Annotated in this window: 19 protein-coding genes; 12 read left to right on the forward strand and 7 right to left on the reverse strand. The window is 39.5% G+C overall.

Annotation, left to right across the window (positions count from 1 at the left end; all coding sequences use genetic code 11):
* Positions 1–32 precede the first annotated feature (32 nt).
* The 3 genes from ACUN2T_RS17125 to moeB all read left to right on the forward strand — a co-directional run bounded on the left by ACUN2T_RS17125 (position 33) and on the right by moeB (position 2533).
* Positions 33–470, forward strand: a complete 438-nt coding sequence (locus ACUN2T_RS17125) for a GNAT family N-acetyltransferase (protein WP_445494195.1) — start codon at positions 33–35, stop codon at positions 468–470.
* Between the two features lie 69 nt (positions 471–539).
* The gene (gene moeA / locus ACUN2T_RS17130) at positions 540–1781 is read left to right on the forward strand and encodes a molybdopterin molybdotransferase MoeA (RefSeq protein ID WP_445494196.1); all 1242 of its coding nucleotides are present in this window, start codon (positions 540–542) and stop codon (positions 1779–1781) included.
* Complete coding sequence (gene moeB / locus ACUN2T_RS17135) at positions 1781–2533, forward strand: molybdopterin-synthase adenylyltransferase MoeB (RefSeq protein ID WP_445494197.1); 753 nt, start codon at positions 1781–1783, stop codon at positions 2531–2533. The genes moeA and moeB overlap by 1 nt, the downstream gene beginning before the upstream one ends.
* Positions 2534–2597: 64 nt before the next feature.
* Here the strand turns inward: moeB and ACUN2T_RS17140 are convergent, their stop codons facing one another.
* From ACUN2T_RS17140 to ACUN2T_RS17160, 5 genes are all read right to left on the reverse strand, one after another.
* The gene (locus tag ACUN2T_RS17140) at positions 2598–4172 is read right to left on the reverse strand and encodes an ABC-F family ATPase (RefSeq protein WP_445497905.1); all 1575 of its coding nucleotides are present in this window, start codon (positions 4170–4172) and stop codon (positions 2598–2600) included.
* 212 nt (positions 4173–4384) lie between these two features.
* Entirely contained in the window at positions 4385–4879 is a 495-nt protein-coding gene (gene aac(6') / locus ACUN2T_RS17145; RefSeq protein ID WP_445494198.1) for an aminoglycoside 6'-N-acetyltransferase, read from the reverse strand.
* A gap of 70 nt (positions 4880–4949) precedes the next feature.
* Positions 4950–6107, reverse strand: a complete 1158-nt coding sequence (locus tag ACUN2T_RS17150) for an iron-containing alcohol dehydrogenase (RefSeq protein ID WP_445494199.1) — start codon at positions 6105–6107, stop codon at positions 4950–4952.
* Between the two features lie 52 nt (positions 6108–6159).
* Complete coding sequence (locus ACUN2T_RS17155; protein WP_445494200.1) at positions 6160–7197, reverse strand: NADP-dependent oxidoreductase; 1038 nt, start codon at positions 7195–7197, stop codon at positions 6160–6162.
* 122 nt (positions 7198–7319) lie between these two features.
* A complete protein-coding gene (locus ACUN2T_RS17160; protein ID WP_445494201.1) occupies positions 7320–7919 on the reverse strand; it encodes a TetR/AcrR family transcriptional regulator in 600 nt (199 codons plus the stop codon).
* A gap of 1179 nt (positions 7920–9098) precedes the next feature.
* Between ACUN2T_RS17160 and ACUN2T_RS17165 the strand changes: the two genes are divergently transcribed.
* The gene (locus ACUN2T_RS17165; protein ID WP_445494202.1) at positions 9099–9509 is read left to right on the forward strand and encodes a toxin; all 411 of its coding nucleotides are present in this window, start codon (positions 9099–9101) and stop codon (positions 9507–9509) included.
* Between the two features lie 83 nt (positions 9510–9592).
* On the opposite strand, the gene ACUN2T_RS17170 is transcribed toward ACUN2T_RS17165, so the two are convergent.
* Positions 9593–10156, reverse strand: coding sequence for an LOG family protein (locus ACUN2T_RS17170; protein WP_445494203.1), 564 nt, complete (start codon positions 10154–10156; stop codon positions 9593–9595).
* A gap of 471 nt (positions 10157–10627) precedes the next feature.
* On the opposite strand from ACUN2T_RS17170, the gene rhtA reads away from it, so the two are divergent.
* The 3 genes from rhtA to ACUN2T_RS17185 all read left to right on the forward strand — a co-directional run bounded on the left by rhtA (position 10628) and on the right by ACUN2T_RS17185 (position 12824).
* Positions 10628–11518 (forward strand): threonine/homoserine exporter RhtA, encoded by an 891-nt coding sequence (rhtA, locus tag ACUN2T_RS17175; RefSeq protein ID WP_445494205.1) that lies wholly within the window; start codon positions 10628–10630, stop codon positions 11516–11518.
* Positions 11519–11871: 353 nt separating this feature from the next.
* Positions 11872–12378 carry a DNA starvation/stationary phase protection protein Dps gene (gene dps, locus ACUN2T_RS17180; RefSeq protein WP_445494206.1) on the forward strand — a complete coding sequence of 169 codons (507 nt, stop codon included), beginning with the start codon at positions 11872–11874 and terminating at the stop codon, positions 12376–12378.
* A 224-nt stretch (positions 12379–12602) separates the two neighbouring features.
* The gene (locus tag ACUN2T_RS17185; protein WP_445494207.1) at positions 12603–12824 is read left to right on the forward strand and encodes an alkylphosphonate utilization protein; all 222 of its coding nucleotides are present in this window, start codon (positions 12603–12605) and stop codon (positions 12822–12824) included.
* Positions 12825–12885: 61 nt separating this feature from the next.
* Here the strand turns inward: ACUN2T_RS17185 and dinG are convergent, their stop codons facing one another.
* A complete protein-coding gene (dinG, locus tag ACUN2T_RS17190) occupies positions 12886–15021 on the reverse strand; it encodes an ATP-dependent DNA helicase DinG (protein WP_445494208.1) in 2136 nt (711 codons plus the stop codon).
* 287 nt (positions 15022–15308) lie between these two features.
* Here dinG and ACUN2T_RS17195 point away from each other — a divergent pair, with 287 nt between their 5' ends.
* The 5 genes from ACUN2T_RS17195 to ACUN2T_RS17215 all read left to right on the forward strand — a co-directional run bounded on the left by ACUN2T_RS17195 (position 15309) and on the right by ACUN2T_RS17215 (position 20939).
* Complete coding sequence (locus ACUN2T_RS17195; RefSeq protein ID WP_445494209.1) at positions 15309–15470, forward strand: hypothetical protein; 162 nt, start codon at positions 15309–15311, stop codon at positions 15468–15470.
* Positions 15471–15515: 45 nt separating this feature from the next.
* Positions 15516–16352, forward strand: coding sequence for a 3-mercaptopyruvate sulfurtransferase (gene sseA / locus ACUN2T_RS17200; RefSeq protein WP_445494210.1), 837 nt, complete (start codon positions 15516–15518; stop codon positions 16350–16352).
* A 381-nt stretch (positions 16353–16733) separates the two neighbouring features.
* Positions 16734–17864 carry a lipase family protein gene (locus ACUN2T_RS17205; RefSeq protein ID WP_445494211.1) on the forward strand — a complete coding sequence of 377 codons (1131 nt, stop codon included), beginning with the start codon at positions 16734–16736 and terminating at the stop codon, positions 17862–17864.
* A 476-nt stretch (positions 17865–18340) separates the two neighbouring features.
* Positions 18341–19459, forward strand: a complete 1119-nt coding sequence (locus ACUN2T_RS17210) for a lipase family protein (protein ID WP_445494212.1) — start codon at positions 18341–18343, stop codon at positions 19457–19459.
* 370 nt (positions 19460–19829) lie between these two features.
* Entirely contained in the window at positions 19830–20939 is a 1110-nt protein-coding gene (locus ACUN2T_RS17215) for a lipase family protein (protein WP_445494213.1), read from the forward strand.
* The last annotated feature ends 109 nt before the right edge of the window (positions 20940–21048 follow it).

Here is a 21048-nt window from a genome sequence, read left to right on the forward strand (position 1 = left end):
TGCAAAAATGAGCTAACTCAAAAGGATATTGCATGTATATAACCCTTACTGATGTGGATAAGGGCAACTACGAAGCTGTCTGTGATCTCAGTGTAACCAAGCACCAGTATGAATATGTTGCAGACAATACGTGGTCACTCGTTGAATCAAAATTCCATCCCTCATACCAAACACGCACTATTTGCTTAGACGGCAAACCTGTTGGATTTTTTATGTGGGTGCCTGAGACGGACAGGAGAATATCGATTTGGCGATTTATGGTGGATCAACACTATCAAAACAAGGGGATTGGACGCAAAGCAATGCTGTTAGCCTTGGATGAAATTAGACGAACAAATGGATTGGAAGAGATCGAAATCTGTTACAACCCGAAAAATCCTGTCGCACAAAACTTTTATGCCAGCTTTGGTTTTGTTGAAGTCGGTATGGATGAAGACGGCGAAGACATGTTGGCAATGATTAAAGTTTAATATAACTAACACATATGATGATCTCTGCCATAATGGTGCTATGACAAAATGCTATTTGGGAGCATCATTATGGATCACTGTCACACCTCTGGATTGATCTCTTTGGAACAAGCGCTGGAAAAACTCCTGACGCAAATTGCACCACTGACTGACACAGAAACCGTCAATCTCATCCAATCATCAGGGCGGATTACTGCGGCAGATATTCTTTCTCCTATCAATGTCCCGCCTTTTGCTAACTCAGCAATGGATGGTTATGCCGTTCGCTATGCTGATTTGAATGGAATCATCCCTCTTCCTCTGGCAGGAAAAGCACTGGCTGGCGCACCTTTTCAGGAAGAATGGCCTGCGACAACCTGCATTCGGATTATGACCGGCGCTCCGGTTCCCGCAGGTGCTGATACTGTCATTATGCAAGAGCACACAGAAATTACTGATGATGGCGTTGTTTTCTCTCAACCCGCCAAACGGGGCCAGAATATCCGTCTGGCAGGTGAAGATATCCCCAAAGGCACGGTGGTATTGCCGGCAGGCAATAAATTATCCACCGCTCAATTACCATTGATTGCCTCTTTGGGAATCGCTGAAATCGAAGTGGTTCGCAAATTAAAAGTTGCCATTTTCTCCACCGGTGATGAGCTGCAAGCCATCGGTCAGCCACTTAAAGAAGGCCAGATTTATGATACCAACCGCTTTGCGGTTCGTCTGATGCTGGAAAAACTGGACTGCGACGTTATTGATTTAGGCGTTATTGCCGACAATCCCAAAGCCCTGCGCCATGCTTTCGAAGAAGCAGATCAAAAAGCGGATTTAGTGATCAGCAGTGGCGGCGTCTCTGTGGGTGAAGCAGACTACACCAAACAGATTCTGGATGAGTTAGGCGAAATCAGCTTCTGGAAACTGGCAATTAAACCGGGTAAACCTTTTGCTTTTGGCAAACTGAAAAATGCCGGGTTCTGTGGTTTGCCGGGTAATCCAGTTTCAGCTGTCCTTACCTTCTATCAACTAGTACAACCTTTAATCGCCCGTCTGTCCGGTTTTACAGCATGGCAACCACCAATGCGCCTTCATGCTAAAGTGGCTACGCCATTGAAAAAAACACCGGGAAGAACAGATTTTCAACGCGGTATTGTTTCTGTAAATGAACAAGGTGAGCTGGAAGTCCGTACTACAGGGCATCAAGGATCTCATATATTCAGTTCATTCAGCCTGGGTAATTGCTTTATCGTGCTGGAGCGCGAACGTAGCTGGGTAGAAGCTGGCGAAATGGTTAAGATCGAATTGTTCAACCATCTATTGCAAAACGAATAATGACCATTGAACTGACAGACGCAGAAACCCTGCGCTATAACCGTCAGATTGTCCTGCGTGGATTTGATTTTGACGGCCAGGAAAAACTGAAATCCTCAAAAATCCTGATAGTCGGTGCGGGTGGCTTAGGCTGTGCTGCATCTCAATATCTGACAGCAGCAGGCGTGGGAACCATAACGCTGTTGGATTTTGATACCATTTCTCTCTCAAACCTGCAACGGCAGATCCTGCATCGGGATGAACGCATCGGGATGACCAAAGTACACTCGGCCCAAATCACGCTTCAAGCAATAAACCCGCATGCCGCCATCAAAGCCGTCGATGCATTGTTGGAAGATCAGGCGCTGGATGAACTTATTAGTGAAAATGATGCTGTATTGGATTGCACTGATAATGTCGCGATCCGCGAACAGTTGAACCGCCTATGCCTAGTCAGGAAAACGCCTCTGGTTTCCGGCGCAGCTATTCGCATGGAAGGACAATTGACCGTATTTACTTATCAACCGGATTCCCCCTGCTACCACTGCTTGAGCAGACTGTTTGGTGAAAATAACCTGACTTGTGTAGAAACGGGCGTTATGGCGCCATTGGTCGGTACCATCGGGACATTACAAGCCATGGAAACCATCAAATTACTCACTGGATATGGCAAGGTAAGCAGCGGAAAGGTTTTACTGTTTGATGCCATGACGATGCAATTCCGTGATGTTAAGTTACTGAAAGATCCCAATTGCGAAGTGTGCAGCAGCTAACCATCCACAAATAAAAATAAGTTGCCCAGTTATCTAAACCGGAGCAACTTATTCTGCAAAGCACTTACTCAGTAATCCCCTGACTTCTCAGGTATTCATCATAAGTCCCTTTAAAATCAATGACAGTATGATTAGATTTGATTTCCAGAACACGGCTTGCCAATGAGCTAACAAATTGCCGATCATGGGAAACAAATATCAACGTCCCTTGATACATTTCAAGCGCCAGATTCAGAGATTCAATGGATTCCATATCCAGGTGGTTTGTTGGTTCATCCATTATCAGAATATTTGGCTGTTGCATCATCAGCTTGCCAAATAGCATCCGGCCTTTTTCACCACCAGATAACACCTTGACTTTCTTCTTAATATCATCCTGACCGAACAACAAACGCCCTAGCACACTGCGGACGGCTTGCTCATCGTCCCCTTCTCTCTTCCACTGACCCATCCAATCAAAAACCGTCAGATCGCAGTCAAAATCGCCGGCATGATCCTGAGCATAGTAACCAATGCTGCTGTTTTCAGACCATTTAACCGTGCCACTGTTTGGTTCTGCTTCACCAACCAGTGTTTTCAGGAAAGTTGTTTTACCGATACCGTTAGCACCGATAACCGCCATTTTTTCACCAACTTCCAGCAACATATTGAGATTTTTAAACAGCGGGCCATTGTCATAGCCTTTCGTCAAACCGTCCAATTCCAGAGCATTACGGAATAATTTCTTATCCTGCTCAAAGCGGATATAGGGATTCTGACGGCTGGATGCTTTAACTTCATCCAACTGGATTTTATCAATCTGACGGGCGCGGGACGTCGCCTGTTTTGATTTGGAAGCATTGGCACTGAAACGGCTGACAAAAGATTGCAACTCCGCAATCTGTGCTTTCTTTTTCGCATTATCAGCGAGCAGACGTTCACGTGCCTGAGTTGCAGCGACCATATATTCATCATAATTGCCGGAGAACAGGCGTAATTCACCATAATCCAGATCTGCCATGTGAGTACAAACTGTATTCAAGAAATGACGATCGTGGGAAATAATGATCATGGTGCTGTCTCGATCATTTAACACCTGCTCCAACCAGCGAATGGTATCAATATCCAAGTTGTTGGTTGGCTCATCCAATAACAGAACATCCGGATTAGAAAACAGAGCCTGAGCCAGCAAAACACGCAATTTCCAGCCGGGAGCCACTTCACTCATCGGGCCATAATGTTGTTCTACCGGAATACCCACACCCAGCAACAACTCGCCGGCACGCGCTTCGGCACTATAACCATCCATCTCGCCGTAGGACACTTCCAGATCCGCAACACGATAGCCATCTTCTTCGCTCATTTCTGCCATCGCATAAATACGGTCACGCTCCTGTTTCACTTGCCACAGTTCCGTGTGTCCCATAATCACTGTATCCAATACAGTGAACTCTTCAAAGGCAAACTGATCCTGACGCAGTTTACCAATACGCTCATTGGGATCCGTGCTGACGTTACCAACAGTTGGTGTCAGATCGCCACCTAGGATTTTCATAAACGTGGATTTACCAGAACCATTAGCGCCAATCAGACCATAACGGTTACCGTTGCCAAACTTGACAGAAATGTTTTCAAACAGGGGCTTACTGCCAAATTGCATGGTGATGTTGTTTGTACTTAACACTGCATTCACTCTTAAATTTAGAAACAAAAGGGAAATCGGAAAAATCGATAGCGGCGCATTATGCCACAATAGAACAGCAGTATCGCCTATAGTTATGTTTGTTCCTCAGTAAAAGACGGGAGTGTGGTAGGTAAGCAGATTGAAATAACTGAGAAATATCTATATTCCTTCCCTTTTTTCATTTATTCCTATTCAATTGATCTCTTGAAAAAAACCACTCTTTCTGTCTCAACAAACCCAAGAGACAAATGAAGAGCCTGTGATTCTTCATTATTTATAGCAGCATCTGACGCCATTTCAGTACATCCATGCTCATCAGCCCAGTGCTTAATCTGATTGATAAGCCGAGTTGCTAAACCTTTTCTCCTTAATTCCGAGGAAATATAAACTCCTTCAAGATAAGCAACCGGTGAAGAACTGCACCCATTGACATATTCAAAGCGAAGTGAAGCCTCTGCAAAACCATAAAAATCATCCGTGCCAGATTGGATTAGAAAAGCGATTTTATTATCAGAGTCTAAAATCGAGTTCATTTCTTCGCAGTGCTTTTCTTCTGATGTCTCAGGCCATAATGCACCCCGCAAAGACAACCAATCGTTAAAATTAGGGTTACCGCTTACTACAATCCGATAAAGATCATTTTCAGACTGAAGATATGATGATTGCTGATATTTATTATCCATTTTTCAGGTATTTATTTCCTATAACGATGTTGCAGGGGGAAGCCCTGGGTTCCCAGGGCATTCCTCCAGCTCAAAGACTTGCTTGCAAGATCTGACGACTAATATCTAAAGTAACATCTCTGTTTTCACCCAGTTGGGTCATTCCGTGAGCTTCCAATTGTTCTATCACACGCTCAATATCATCAACACCAAGGTTGTAATCAGATAAACGAGTCTGGAACCCCAGCTTCTCGAAGAAACTGCGGGTATGTGCAATGGCTTGATCAATACGTTGTTCTTCATTTCCGCTGGTGATGCCCCAAACACGCTCACCGTACTGCAACAATTTGCCCCGTTTGCTTTCCCTGCGAATTTGCAGGTTCGCCGGCAGGGTAATCGCAAGTGTTCGTGCATGATCAATACCGTACAGTGCCGTTAATTCATGTCCTATCATATGTGTGGACCAATCCTGCGGCACGCCTGCACCCACCAACCCGTTGAGAGCAGAGGTCGCGACCCACATCAAATTTGCACGAATATCGTAGTCATCCGGGGAATTTATCGCCTGAAAGCCAATTTCGATCAGTGTCTGCAATAATCCTTCAGCAAGCCGATCCTGCACCATACCCTTGGCGGGGTAAGTCAGGTACTGCTCTATAATATGTATAAAAGCATCAGCCACCCCGTTAGCCACCTGACGTAACGGCAAAGTATACGTTTTCGTTGGGTCCAGAATAGAGAACTGGGGGAACACAAATGAGCTTATAAGGTCCAATTTGGCTTGTTTCGCCTCATTGGTGATAACTGCAACCTTGTTCATCTCTGAACCCGTTGCCGGTAAAGTCAAAACTGTACCAAACGGAAGAGCACCCCGAATATTACAACCATGCTCTTCTAAAATACGCCAAGGTTCCCCATCAAAATTCACTGCGGCAGCCACAAATTTAGTGCCATCAATCACAGAACCACCACCGACAGCAAGCAGGAAATCCACCTCACTGTTGCGTACCAATTCAACCGCTTTCATCATAGTTTCATAAGTCGGGTTAGGTTCAATACCACCAAACTCCCGAATGGGCCGATCAGCCAGCGCACGCCTGACCTCATCTAATGTCCCGCTTTTTTCAGCGCTACTACCACCATAGAGAATCAATACCCGCGCGTCCCGTGGCACCAAATCATCAAGACGCCTAATCGTATCTTTACCGAAAATGATTTTAGTTGGATTGTAATACTCAAAATTTCGCATAATTACCTCGCTAGATCAATCGGATATAATCCTTTAACATTCTTCGCAGAATTTAATTATCGGGGCCGACACGAACAACTAACTTACCGAAATTATTGCCTTGCAATAGTCCAATGAATGCCTCTGGAGCATTTTCCAAACCTGACACCACCTCTTCGCGGTATTTGATCCGCCCTTCGGCAAACCATGTGGACATATCACGCCAGAACTCACCGAAACGCGGAGCGTAATCATCAAAAATAATGAATCCTTGCATCCGAATTCGTTTTCGCAGCAATTTATCCATCAACAGAAACAAGCGATCCTGCCCTTCCGGTAAACGCGTAGAATTGTAGTAAGACACCATGCCGCAAACCGGAATGCGGGCAGAGGTATTTAACAACGGTAAAACCGCGTCGAATACCTTGCCGCCGACGTTCTCAAAATAAATATCAATTCCCTGCGGACAAACCTTGGATAATTGGTCAGCAAAATCTGGATCATGATGGTCAAGACAAGCATCGAATCCCAATACATCAACAGCATAGCGACATTTTTCCGCACTACCCGCTACGCCAACGACATAACAGTCTTTGAGCTTACCGATTTGACCAACTGTTGCACCAACCGGACCCGTTGCCGCAGCGACAACCAAGGTTTCACCAGCTTTGGGCTGACCGATATCCAGCAACCCCATATAAGCAGTAAAACCAGGCATACCCAACACACCTAATCTATAGGATGGATAAACCGGAGATTGTCCCAAGTTGATGAGACCGCTACCATCGGAAACGGCATAATCCTGCCAACCGCTATACGCCAGTACCCAATCACCAGCCTGATATCTCCGATGGTTTGAAAACACCACGCGGCTCACTGTTGAACCCACCATAACGCTATTCAGCTCCACCGGCGGTGCATAAGATGGCTCATCACTCATTCGCCCACGCATGTAAGGGTCCAACGAAAGAAAAACAGTGCGTAACAGTAGTTCTCCTTCTTTAATCTCAGGGATAGGTTGCTGTTCCAGACGAAAATCAGTGGATATCGGGAAACCATGCGGACGTGAGGCCAGTACGATACAGCGATTTATTTGTTGCGTTTGGAACATTTATATTCTCCTTCAACATTAAAGTCAGTATCATCGGGATACCAAAAAAGTAGACCAGTCGTCTAATCATTAGGTATAAAAAAACACTGATGAATAGTGATCTACAACAGTGTTTTTACTCGTTATGCATTCAACAATCGCTTTGTGGTAGTCATAGCGCTCTGTAGCGATGCACTACTTTGTGTAATCTTCGCCATCAGACTCGCCCCTAACCAAGTCTGGTACAACATTTCAGCCAGAGGGAAGGTTTCTTCAGCAGTACATTCCAACCCACCTTCATCAGCAACACTTTCTACTACAGCAGCAAGACGCATGATGATATTTTTTGTACCATTTTCCAGCACCAAACGCATCGCTACAGAGAGATCACTGACTTCAGCGCCAAGCTTGACAACCAGACACTTCTGCCCACAGAAAGCGCCGTCTCCCAAAGGTTCCAACCAACCCTGCCAGTATTGCAGCAGGTTCTCTTTAGCTGTCCATTCTTTACGCGCCATGATGTTATCCATTCTTTCGAGATAGTGCATAAAGTAATCTTCAAGCATAGCTGCGCCAAACACCTCTTTCGACGCAAAATAATGGTAAAACGAACCTTTCGGCACTTCTGCCGCTTTGAGAATTTCATTGAGCCCGACGGCCGAAAAACCTTTACATCCAATGACTTGCTGGGCAACTTCCAGGATGTGCTGACGGATATCTTGGGGGATTCTATTTGTTTGCATAGAGATAACCTATACCTAATTAGACCAGTCGTCTACAATTTAAATGAAAATGTTTCTGCCCACAAAAAGATTAGAAAATTCTCCTATAAATACAAATTCCTACCATTTTCTTGCTGATTTATATCTCGATTCTTAAGCACATGTTGAGACAAAATTTTATCAATAAAATAATGCATGATTAAAAATGTGCCATGAACCGCTTTAATGACTCACTTTTAATAAGATAGAAAGAAGGTTCTTATTCTGTTGACCACTTTGAATTATAAAACGATATCGTTATGTGGTTTTATTTAATGCAAAATGCACTTTCAAACTGGACACAAAAAGGAAATAAGAAAAATCAATAGTGGCGTATTACACCGCAAATAAAAATATCAAGTATTAGGTATTAATGACATTGCGTTTACAATAAATTCCCTTTCGTTATGATATTTTCATCAATAATGTGATAATACCTATAGTGAATATAATCTTAGCTCATTATCCAAATATCTGTTAATCAATAGGTAAATAAATCAATAAACTTCTGAACAATAATCAAGGTTTATTGAATTAGGATTGACAATTATATAGAACAAATACAACCCATCTCCAAATCTCCCCATTCAACATTACAACGCATTAACATTTCATCAACACAGCGATGAATTAACGCTCAATGAGTCATTAAATCATTATTAGTTAATTATAAACCTGACAATCCATTTTTGTTTGTCATTACAATGATTTTACATATTAACCATTAAAAACATAGATATATTTTATCATCTATATCTATATTTTTAGGTATAAAGATATAATTAATCTCTTATTATTTTATAACAAAACTCAGAGGGTAAAAAAATTGACATTTATCCGAGAGAAAAGGTATCGTTGAAAAACACCGAAATTACATAAAATTTATTTTAACAAATGATTGGTTGTTAATTTCAACTTGTTAGAAAGATAAAAATCGACACTGACATTTGTAATATTGGGTGAAAAACCAAAATATAAATAAATTAACTTTTAGGAAGCGTTATGGAATGGAACTCTGATGAAAGGTAAAAAAAACCAGTCATAAAATATGATTAAAAAGTTCGGTTACACGCCAAAGCATTTTATATAACCATAATAGGTTAAATTAAGATTTTGGTATTTAATAAGTATTTTCTTAAATTTTTTATAAAAGGTGATATTATGTCAGAGATTGAAGCGATTTCGTTAAAAGCACCAATCAGTGTTATTGCAAAAGTAACTAACAAATCAGTATATAAACTTAAACTTATTCAGGATTCTATTCGTTTAGATCAAGGTGAATGGACAACTCTACCTCCGCAAATAATTAATAAAAGCAGTGATAACACCCCAGGAAAAGGCATTTGGAGAAGTGATTCAAACAGCCTGCTAGGTGGTGTTGCAGGGCGCTGTACTTATGTATTTGTAGACAGTAAAGGTGAAATTTACAGTATCTATATTACATGGAATAACCCTCTGATCGGAAGCAGCAGCTACTCAATATCAACAGATTATGAAGGTGATGATTTACATTTATCCTACTTAGCAGAGAACGGTAATAATCCAATCGTAGAATATACTATTGTAAGCTAATGCTTAATCATTAATATTAACAACCATTCCTGTAGGAAATATTTAAATTAATATTTACCCAACAGGAATGGTTTATTTATAATTTAATACGTTTTTACAGATGGCGACCGATAAGTGTTAAAACGATCAAGTAAACAGGCAGGATCGTGTTCGATGATTGCCATATGGCGATATTTTTCATGCAAGAATTGTTCATCTGCCATTTTATTAATCATGGCAATCAGTGGATCATAAAAGTTATTGATATTCAAGATACCGCAAGGTTTAGTGTGTAACCCAATCTGACTCCAAGTAAATACTTCACTGAACTCTTCCAACGTGCCAAAACCACCAGGCAAAGCAACGAAACCATCCGCTAACTCAATCATCTTATTTTTACGCTGATGCATAGTTTCAACAACGTATAACTCGGTCAGATTTTTATGTGATATTTCGCGCTCTTCCAATAATGTGGGAATAACACCAATCACTTTACCGCCGGTTTCCAGAACAGTATCAGCAACAGTGCCCATAATACCCACACTGGCTCCACCATAAATCAGCGTAATATCACGTTTAACTAATTCCTTTGCGAAGATAATGACATTTTCTTTATAGATTCCAGAGACACCGAGGCTTGAACCACAATAAACGGCAATACTTTTCATTATCTTAAGCTCCTGTTACTTCATCTTTACGGTGAAAAGAGCTGATTATACGTTAGTATCACTATCATACAACTCACTTATGCACAGAGATAATTTAAATTAAAAAACCAAGAAAAACAAAATAGCCTAATAAATAAAAAAGACAGATAGAAATTACCTTATAATATTATACTATATTAGTGTAAATAATAATTTATTCTTAACTATTAGAGCATAAAAAACCTAATTCAGATGACCATAGAATTTTCATCACCTGTAATACCTAAATTTTCAATATGTTAAAATGCAATATAAATTTTTTTCCGGGTTATACACCAAACTGAAACATAATTTCACCATCCATATATAATATAGTCTAATAAATGAAGAATATTTCTCTAAAATTATATTCTCTAAACCTATTGAGTTATCTGCATTTCACTGCGAAGATTACCGACCAGATCACTTGATTTTAATTGAGGTTTTGCCCGGATGTCTTCTTCCAAGCTCCAAAAAAGTGCCTTTCCGTTAATACCTGTAATATTGTTACTACTTGCCATGACATCAATTCAAGGCGGCGCCTCTCTTGCCAAAACGTTGTTTCCGGTTATCGGTGCACCTGGTGTTACCGCTTTGCGGCTGGGCCTTGGAACTATCATTCTGTTCATTATTTTTAAACCCTGGCGCCTAAGATTTCACCGAAATTCAATTATGCCATTGCTTACCTATGGTATTGCTCTTGGAGCAATGAACTATACATTCTATATGGCACTGACAACCATCCCTTTAGGTATCGCCGTCGCTCTTGAATTTACCGGCCCACTGGCCGTAGCCATGTGTTCATCACGCCGGCCAATAGATTTTCTCTGGGTCGCGCTGGTTATCGCCGGTCTGGCTTTCCTATTACCCATTGGCAATAATATTGATGGGTTGGATCCTGTAGGTATTATATATGCCCTCAGTGCGGGTGTTTGCTGGGCATTGTATATCATTTTTGGTCAACGCGCTGGGGCAGGTCATGGCGCTGCAACGGTTTCTATCGGTTCATTTATCGCGGCCCTGATCTTTTTCCCTGTGGGGCTGATACAAACAGGGCCAGAGCTGTTATTTGACATGTCAATTATGCCCCTGGCACTGGCAATCGCTATTCTGTCCACAGCATTCCCATATACACTGGAAATGATTGCCCTGACCCGTTTACCTGCACAAACATTTGGTACTCTGATGAGCCTCGAGCCAGCCCTTGGCGCTCTATCTGGTATTGTTTTCCTCAATGAACACCTGACCATAATTCAATGGCTGGCACTATTCTGTATTATTCTTTCCTCTATCGGTTCTACGTCAACGATTAAAGGAAAACCTAAAATCACCGAAGTCGATTAATCGCTTTATCTCATCGAAATAGCATAAAAACCGGAGCAATTAATAAAATAATCCTCCGGTTGTTTATAAATATAACCATTATTATTTATCAACAAATGAGTCATACACATCTAAGCAACAATTATATTTTTAACACTCCCCTTAAATCGCAAAAAAAAATAATTACCGAAGAAAAAAAAACCCTATTGATATATAACCAAACAAATATATTAAACATAATTATTTTATCCAAAAACCTTATAAGAATGAACTATTGATTTAATAGGAATAAGCTATATGATTTAAGACTAATATTGAGTTACATTCATCCCAATAAATGAGAAGCTCATTATTAATACTAGAGGAAAATTATTATGGGGACTGCCAAATTAGTCAAAACAACACCATCTACACTGCTTTATACTCGTAATGATGTCGATGATAACGTTAAGCAAGAAACAATTGAAATTTTAAACCATATGGTGATTCAATTTATTGATCTTTCACTGCTGACCAAACAGGCACATTGGAACATGCACGGCAGAAATTTCATTTCCATCCATGAAATGCTAGATAACTTTCGTGCCACTATTATTGAACATCTGGATATTTTTGCAGAAAGAGTGGTACAACTTGGTGGAATAGCTCTCGGAACGGTACAAGAAGTTAATAAAGGCACTTTACTGAAAAGCTACCCAACAAATATCCATGACGTGCAAGATCATCTAAAAGCACTGGCTGACCGTTATGCTATTGTCGCTAATGATATCCGCGAAGCAATTGGTGAGGTTGAAGATGAAAATACCGCAGACATGTTCACCGCAGCCTCCCGTGACCTCGACAAATTCTTATGGTTTATTGAAGCAAGCGTTGAGCAATAAAATATAAAGAGCCGTTACATTAAGAGCTCTGCATTACTCACAGGACCCCTGTTATAACCACGGGGTCCTGTTTATTTCAATCCTTCATTACCCAATACTCCGATATGGTAAAACATCATAAAATTCCCTCTACACAGACAAATCTCATCATATCCTTTAAAAACCACTATTAATTGACTATAATATATCCTTGTTATTCATAAATAACTTGAGGAAATAATAAAATGGACGTCGAAGTAAAAGACAGCAACGGTACTGTGCTCAATGATGGCGATTCTGTACAGGTCATCAAAGATCTGAAAGTCAAAGGCACATCAGCGACGTTAAAGCGCGGCACTATCATCAAAAATATTCGTCTGAATCATCGCGAAGATGAAATCGAATGTAATGCAGATAAAATCAAAGGCTTGGTATTGAAAACCTGTTTTCTGAAAAAAGTAGGATAAATAGCCTTTTCTATCGATTTTATTTGTAAAGGATAAATAAATTACAGTTTTTAGTGGTAAGTTATTTATCCTTTTTCAATTGTTTGATTTCCGCCTCTGAAAGAATTTCCGGCTGTTCAATAGGGAAAACCGGCAGAGCTTTCAACAACCTCGCACCATATCTTTTGCTCAGTAAGCGCCGGTCATAAATAACCACATCCCCATAACACTCATGACTACGGATAAGTCTTCCCACTTGCTGAATAAGGCTGAAAGAAGCACTTGGCAAGCTCTGTACTTCAAAAGGATAGCGTTTGAGTGATTTCAACCACTCGCTTTCAGTGATAATCACCGGATTATTGACTGGAGGGAATGAGATTTTATGAATATGAACCTGGGACAGGTAATCCCCCTTTAAATCCAGCCCTTCAGCAAAAGATTGCAACCCAATCAATACGCTACATTGCCCCTCATTTATACGCTGACAATGTGTTTCAACCAACCGATATCGTGGCTGATCACCCTGTACAAGCAACATCAGGCGTAAATCTGTCACATAAGAGAGAAAGAGATCCATCGCCCTTTGGCTACTGAACAAAATCAACATGCCTTTATGTTGCTGACTCAGCAATTGAGTCCTGAAATAACGCGCCATTTCCGCCAAATGAGCAGTTTCATTATCAAGTGTCGGCTCCAATGACATTTTGGGAATAACCAGTTTCCCCTGACTCACATGATCAAAAGGCGATGACAGCGCCACAAAGCGGTCAGCCATTTTTTCAGTTAACCCGGTTAATTCCTGAATACGAGAAAAACTATTCAAGGAACGAAGCGTTGCCGACGTCACAACCACATGGGGAATATTACGCCAAAGCAGTTGATTGAGCTGCTCACTGACTCTGATACCCGCACAATGGAAGTAGAGGTGTAACTGATTTCTTTCATAACGGCGTCTCAACCATTTTGACACCGGCGCATTAGATGACTCTTCCAGCGCAGCCAAGCGCCACAGTTTAGCCATATTTTCAAAATATCCCAGTGTGCGGCTGGTATGCAAAATAGACCGATGCAACCGGACAATATCCTGTTTAGCCGTTTGCTCAGTCAAATCATTCAGTATCGCTTCTGCTAATCCACGTAAACCATCGGTCAGTTTAAACAGTTGCTGGCAACAAAGTCGCAAGTTATCCGGCAACTTACCCATCTCAAACAGATATTCATCTCCTTCATTATTTTCAGGTAAAAGTGCCTGCGCGATAGCAGCAAGCTCTTTAAAGCATTCCCGTAGTTTTTCACTGTATTCATTGAGACGACTGGCATTAGCCAGACGTGGTGGCTTTGCCGGACGAAATTGCACCAGATATTGTTCAACATGACGGATAAAAGTATCTAGCTGACCATTAAGCTGAAACAGGGTGATCTCCCCTTCAACTTCCAGGGAATCCCTGGCGACATCCGGTATATGATGTCCTTCATCAAGTACCAACAACAAATTTTTAGCATCAGGGAGTACCGATTCACTCTCTAATGCCGCTATCACTAACGCATGGTTAGCGACCACCACATCTGCATGCTCGATCTCACGGCGAGCAATAAAAAACGGGCAGCGATGATAATACTGACAGTTACGGCCCAGGCAATTCGCCTTATCTGTACTGACTTTCGCCCACAAAGTATCGGATAAAGCCAGTTGATGGTGATCACGCAATCCATCCCAGGCAAACGTGGTGTAGTCACTGCGCAACCGGCGACAAAGTTCCCTCTCTTCGCTACTGGCAAGTTCTGTTTTGTCCTCAACTAAAAACATTAAATCTATCTGTTCACTATCGCTTGCACAGATGGCTTCAAGATTACGCGGACAAACATAACGACCACGTCCAAAAGCACCAGTAAATTTCAGATCGGGAATGATTTTGCGCAACAGAGGGAGATCTTTACTGTAAATCTGATCCTGTAAAGCGACATTAGCGGTACTGACAACCAATGGCTTATTTTCAGCCCTGCTGATCGCAATGCCAGGGAGCAGATAAGAAAGGGTTTTACCGATTCCGGTTGGCGCTTCAATAACCAAATGGCGCCCTTCCTGATCAGCGAGCGTTTTTGCAACTTCAGCAATCATCTGCCTCTGTGGAGTACGAGGAATAAAGCCATTGATATGCTGAGGTAATGCCTTATACCACTGGCTAATCTGATTTTTTATTGAACTGGAAAGTGCCATTGAACTCTGCTGCCATAAAACCGGAGCGCTATTGTCCCACAGAGCAAGAACGAAATCAGCTGCATATTGAGAAACAAAACCCGATTGATAATTTAATCCCAATTTCAGTAAATGATGATGCCAATAAAAACTGAGCGAAAAACTTTATCAGCAATAACCGTAAACTAATTTCATTTACTTAATCAGTTCAAAGCATTATTCATTATCCGTAAAGTAAATTAGTTATTACCTTGTCAGCTATTCAGAACCCGATATACTGCCTGTTTCTATAACAGTTGAGAACAAAAATGAAAAAACTACCTATCACTTTCATCGCACTCTTTGCATTCGGTTCAATCGGTGGCGTATTCTTGGCAGGTATGAATATGTATACCCGCTCAACCACACCGATAGAATCACCAGCCAGTCAACAGCAAGAGACAACCATAGCGCCGGTACAGCAACAATAGCGGGGCGCAACACTATCTATACTTTTGTATTAAGTGAGGGATCCCATGAATAATGCCTACTTTGTCAGTCCACAATGGCTAAAAGATCATCTTGATGATGAAAACCTCGTCATCCTTGATGCGACTGCACCGCCACCACCTCAGCAAATTGATTGTCATCAGCTTTGGCTGAATACACATATTCCCGGTGCCCAATTTTTTGATTTGGATAAAGTTGCCAATCATCAAAGTGGGTTACCTCATATGCTGCCAGATCCGCAAACTTTCAGTCAGGCTGTTGGTGAAATGGGGATCAGCGAGAATCATTTGGTCGTGGTTTATGACCAGGGAAATATGTTTTCCGCTCCTCGCGCATGGTGGACATTCAAGGTATTCGGCAGTCGTAATGTCCGTATTCTTGATGGTGGTTTACCCGGCTGGCAACAGGCAGGATTTCCGACAGAATCAGGTGAAGTGGAACGTAATTCACAGGTTTTTAATACCCATTTCAATGCCGGCAAAGTGAAATCACTGAAACAAATTCTGGATTCGTTAAATAATCCAGAAACTCAAATTGTTGACGCCAGAGCAATGGACCGTTTTCAGGCTAGAGCACCAGAACCCCGCCCTGGGTTGAGAATGGGCCATATTCCCGGCAGTAAAAACGTTCCATGGACAATGCTGGTAGAAAATGGTCACTTTAAATCAGCAACTGAAATTGCAGATATTTTCCGTAAACAAAACGTTAATTTAAACAAACCGGTTATTGCCAGTTGTGGCTCTGGCATGACAGCCGCTGTTTTAGTATTGGGTTTAGATATCGTCGGTAAGAAAGATATTTATTTATATGACGGCTCATGGGCTGAATGGGGAGCAGATGATATTCTGCCACTTGAGAAATAATTAAATATCCAAGGGCATATTTACCCTATGCCCTTTAATAAATCAATTACCCATCATTGAACTTTAAAATAAAAATCATTACTTAACTTCAACAATTTAATATATTTTTTAGAAATCACAAAATTCAAAAAATAATTTCCATATCGTTATATTTCGCAATCACTCTTATCCAAGTTTACTTTTATTTTATTAATCAACACTCTTTTTTATCAGACAAAGTGATATAAATAATACAACGCATATATTTGACAAATTTAAATATTATTATTAATTTAAAATTCAACTCTAAATTTATCTAAACAGAAAATTAAAAGGGTTGAGTATTGATGCTTTAATCAAAGCATAATATCAGAATTTATATAATAAAAATGGAGAGTAAAAATGACTATTTCGCTTAGAGACCAAAAAATAAATCTCGCACTTAGCTTTATCAGTGGTGCAGGCAGTATAATAACAGAAAAATCCGAACCGGCTATCGTTTCGGAAAATATTCAAGAGTCATTGGAAAAAAGTAAAGTTACGGCCAACAGATTCTCTATCGTTTGGGGACCGGCTGTTTTCCGGGTTAATAATGGGGAAAACGCTAAAGATAACAAAGACGATCATGTTTTATTCATTGTGCGAAATCGCAGATTCCCATATGACTATCGAATCGTTATCCGGGGATCATGGTCTGATGTTAACTGGCAGGTTGAAAACTTTGCGGTACATGAAACGGTAAATTGGTCACTTTGGGATCCTAATATCCCTGAAGAATTCAAAGACGCTAAGATTTCTTATGGAACACACTTAGCATTAGATTATATTGTTAACCAGGCAAAAAGTAACAATACGCCAGGCTATGGAGAATCACTTATTGACGCAATTGATAAAATTGCCCTGGAAAAAGGAATACATAATATTACCATCACCGGGCACAGTTTAGGCGGTGCGTTGGCTTCTACTCTTGGCGTATATTTAAAACGATTGTACATTAATAAGGGTAAAAAGAATATTCGTATTAATGTTTGTGCTTTTGCTAGCCCAATTATCAGTAATGGTACTTTTGCATCTTACATTGAATCTGCTTTTAACCATATATCAACAACGAATTATAAGAGTCACTTTTTAAGGATCCATAACCGTAAGGATATTATCTCTTTAATTTGGCACCTGGATGGATTAGAAAAGATACCCACTATCTATGAACCATTAATTAAAATAGATGAGAAATTAATTAATAAATTTAACAAGATCGTCCTGATTGTGAAAGATAAAGGTTACACAAAACTCACGCCAGATTTACCTTTTACAGCACCGATTTTAGAATCATCACCAGATTTAAATAATCAAGTCATTTTTCAACATATTAAAGCATATGCGGATAAATACGGCATGAATTTAGTTGAAGTGAATGACGGCACTCAACCACCTATTGATGATATTGTCGTTATTAACAGTAACCTATCTCAAGATATTCTCGCCTATTTCTTGCTGATACCGCTTCCTGAAGATAGCATTAATATTGTATAATTTTGTCATATTAGATCTGTATTTTACTTAATAAAAATGGAGCCTTTATTAAAAGCTCCATTAATTTAAATAATCGTTACTTAAATATATAATTAAAATATTGTCAATTCATTATCTTTTGTTTTGTAAGAATTCATAATAATATCTATAAGTTATTTTTACAGATAGTATAAAAGCGACTATTCCACATTGGGTAATTAACATAACCATGAATAATGGTAATGATTTTTACGTATAATTAGTCAATATATAATTATTATGGTTTGTTTTTAATTGCACAATAAATAATTCACATCTCGACCAAATAAAATAATATAAGAAAATTTCATGTACCTATTTGACAGATTTAAAAGTTATTATTAACTTTAAGTTTAATCCTGTTTTTTATCTGAATGGAAGACTAAAAGAATTAAATCTTAAATTTTAAACTGATAGCTCGAATTAACACTTATCATATGAAAAAATAGGGAGTAAAAATGTCTATTTCTCGTGAAGATCAAAAGTTAAATCTCGCACTGAGCTTTATTATTAATTCTGGCGGCATAAAAACACCAAAACCAGAGCCGGGCATCGTTTCAGCAAATATTCAAAAATCATTGGAGAGCAGTCAAGCTACAGCAAATAAATTTTCTATTGTTTGGGGACCAGCAGTTTTTCGTGCCGGCAGTGCTGATAAAGAAAAAAGTGCTATAGATAAAAAGGATGATCACGTTTTATTCATTGTACAAAACCTCCATGATCCAAATGACTATCGCGTTGTCATTCGGGGATCATGGTCTGATATTAACTGGATTAATGAAGACCTGATTGTCTGTAAAACTAAAGACTGGTCAAAATGGGATCCAAAAGCACCTGAAAATGCTAAGATTGCTTACGGAACAAATTTAGCATTAGATTATATTATCAACCAAATAAAAAGCAACAATCCTCCGGGTTATGGAGAATCGTTAACTGACGCCATCGATAAAATTGCCCTGAAAGAAGGGATACAAAATATTACCATCACAGGACACAGTTTAGGAGGCATACTAGCTTCTACCCTTGGTTTATATCTAAAAAGACAGTACCTTGATAAAGGAAACGATAATATTCGCATTAACGTTTGTGCCTTTGCCGGCCCAACTGCTGGTAATGATATTTTCGCCTCCTATTCCGAATCTGTTTTTAATGAAACATTATCGGCTGGTTATGAAAGTGATTTTCTCAGGATTCATAATAATATAGATGTCGTTCCCCTGGCCTGGTATATAAAGGGGTTGGAGAAAGTTAAAGCTATCTATCCTATATTAACAGCAACAGTTAATACTCTTATCCTTCTTGTCCAAGATAAAAAATACACCCAAATTTTCCCAGATTTACCTTTTCATTCAGAAATTCCGACGATACCGATAAAGTCCTTAGAAGACTTATTTACTAACATAGGAAATCAACATATTCACGCATATCACAGAGAATATGGAATGACTTTCATTGTCACTAATGATAGTGATAACCCACCCACTGACTACGATATTGTGTTAATTAACGATAGTTTATCTCAAAGTATTATTGACCTTTTTTCATTTTTAACTAAAGGTAAAATAAACATCAAATAACCTTACCTTATTATGTATATTTTGATAATTTTTCAGCAATGGAACCTTATATTATAGGTTCCATTAATTGCAATAAATAACGCCAATTCATTATCACTCACCTTTGTAGATATCCCTATAAACTATTTAATATAGATAACATTACAAAAACATAACATAATTTTTATCAATTATTTTAAAGTTCATAACAGATAATTTATTTTGTTAAATAAAATAACATTTAAAAACCATATACTCTCATCTGACAGAGTTAAAGGTTATTATCAATTTTAATTTTGTTTTTAAGAATGAAAGACAAAAACAATTGATTCTTGATACTTAAATTGAAGAATCAGATCAATATTTATCATATAAAAAATCGGAAGTAAAAATGACTATTTCTATTGAAGATCAAAAAATAAATCTCGCGTTAAGCTTTATTAGTAATTCAGGAAGTATAATAACGCACCAACCCAACCCCACTCTCGTTTCAGAAAATATTAAAAAATCATTAGCACGCAGTAAGGCAACAAAAAATAGGTTCTCTCTCGTTTGGGGACCTGCTGTTTTTCGTGTTGGTAGTGTTGATAAAAAAACAAGTGTTGCCGATAAGAAAGATGATCACGTTTTATTCATGGTGAAAGATCTCAAAACCCCAAATGACTATCGAATTGTCATTCGCGGATCATGGTCTGATGTCAACTGGTATGATGAAAACTTTAATGTGGGTAAAACTGAAAACTGGTCAATTTGGGACTCAAAAGCCCCTGCAAATGCAAAAATCTCAAAGGGAATGCACATAGCGCTAGACTATATTATCAACCAAATAAAAAGTAATAACACGCCTGGCTATCAGGAATCGCTGATCAATGCAATTGATAAAATTGCACTGGAAGACGGGGTACAAAATATTACTCTTACAGGGCACAGTTTAGGTGGTGTAATCGCTTCTACTCTTGGGTTGTATTTAAAGAGGCGCTACCTTAATAAAGGAAACAATAATATTCGTATTAACGCTTGCTCTTTTGCTGCCCCAACTGCCGGTAACGATGTTTTTGCATCCTATACCAAATCTGTTTTTAACGGAACATCTCTACCGAGCTATGAAAGTCAATTTCTCAGGATCCATAATCGTACAGATATCGTTTCCCTAGCCTGGCATACAAAAGGATTAGAAGAAATTAAAGCTCTCTACCCCATATTATTTTTGCCTGTTAGCGGTTATCTCTTACTAGTGAAAGATAAAAACTACACCCAACTTTTTCCAGATTTTCCTTTCACTACACCGATGTTAGATCCTTCTCCGGGTTTAATTGAACAGCTCGTGTTTCAACATATCGACGCATATGCCAAAGAGTATGGTATGAGTTTAATTCAAGTTAACGATAACTCTAATCCATCGACTAATTATGATATTGTTGTGATTAATGATGGCCTTGCCCGCAATATTAATTATCTTTTTTCATCTATGATCCAAGATGGAGCAGTCGATACCAGATAATCTTACCCTAATTTAATCTTTCTTGATTTAGCAAAAATGGAACCTTGATTAGAGGTTCCATTTATTGTAATAATCGGCTAAAAGAACACTCATTCATATAATCAGCATA

It is taken from the genome of Photorhabdus machadonis (assembly GCF_052657765.1).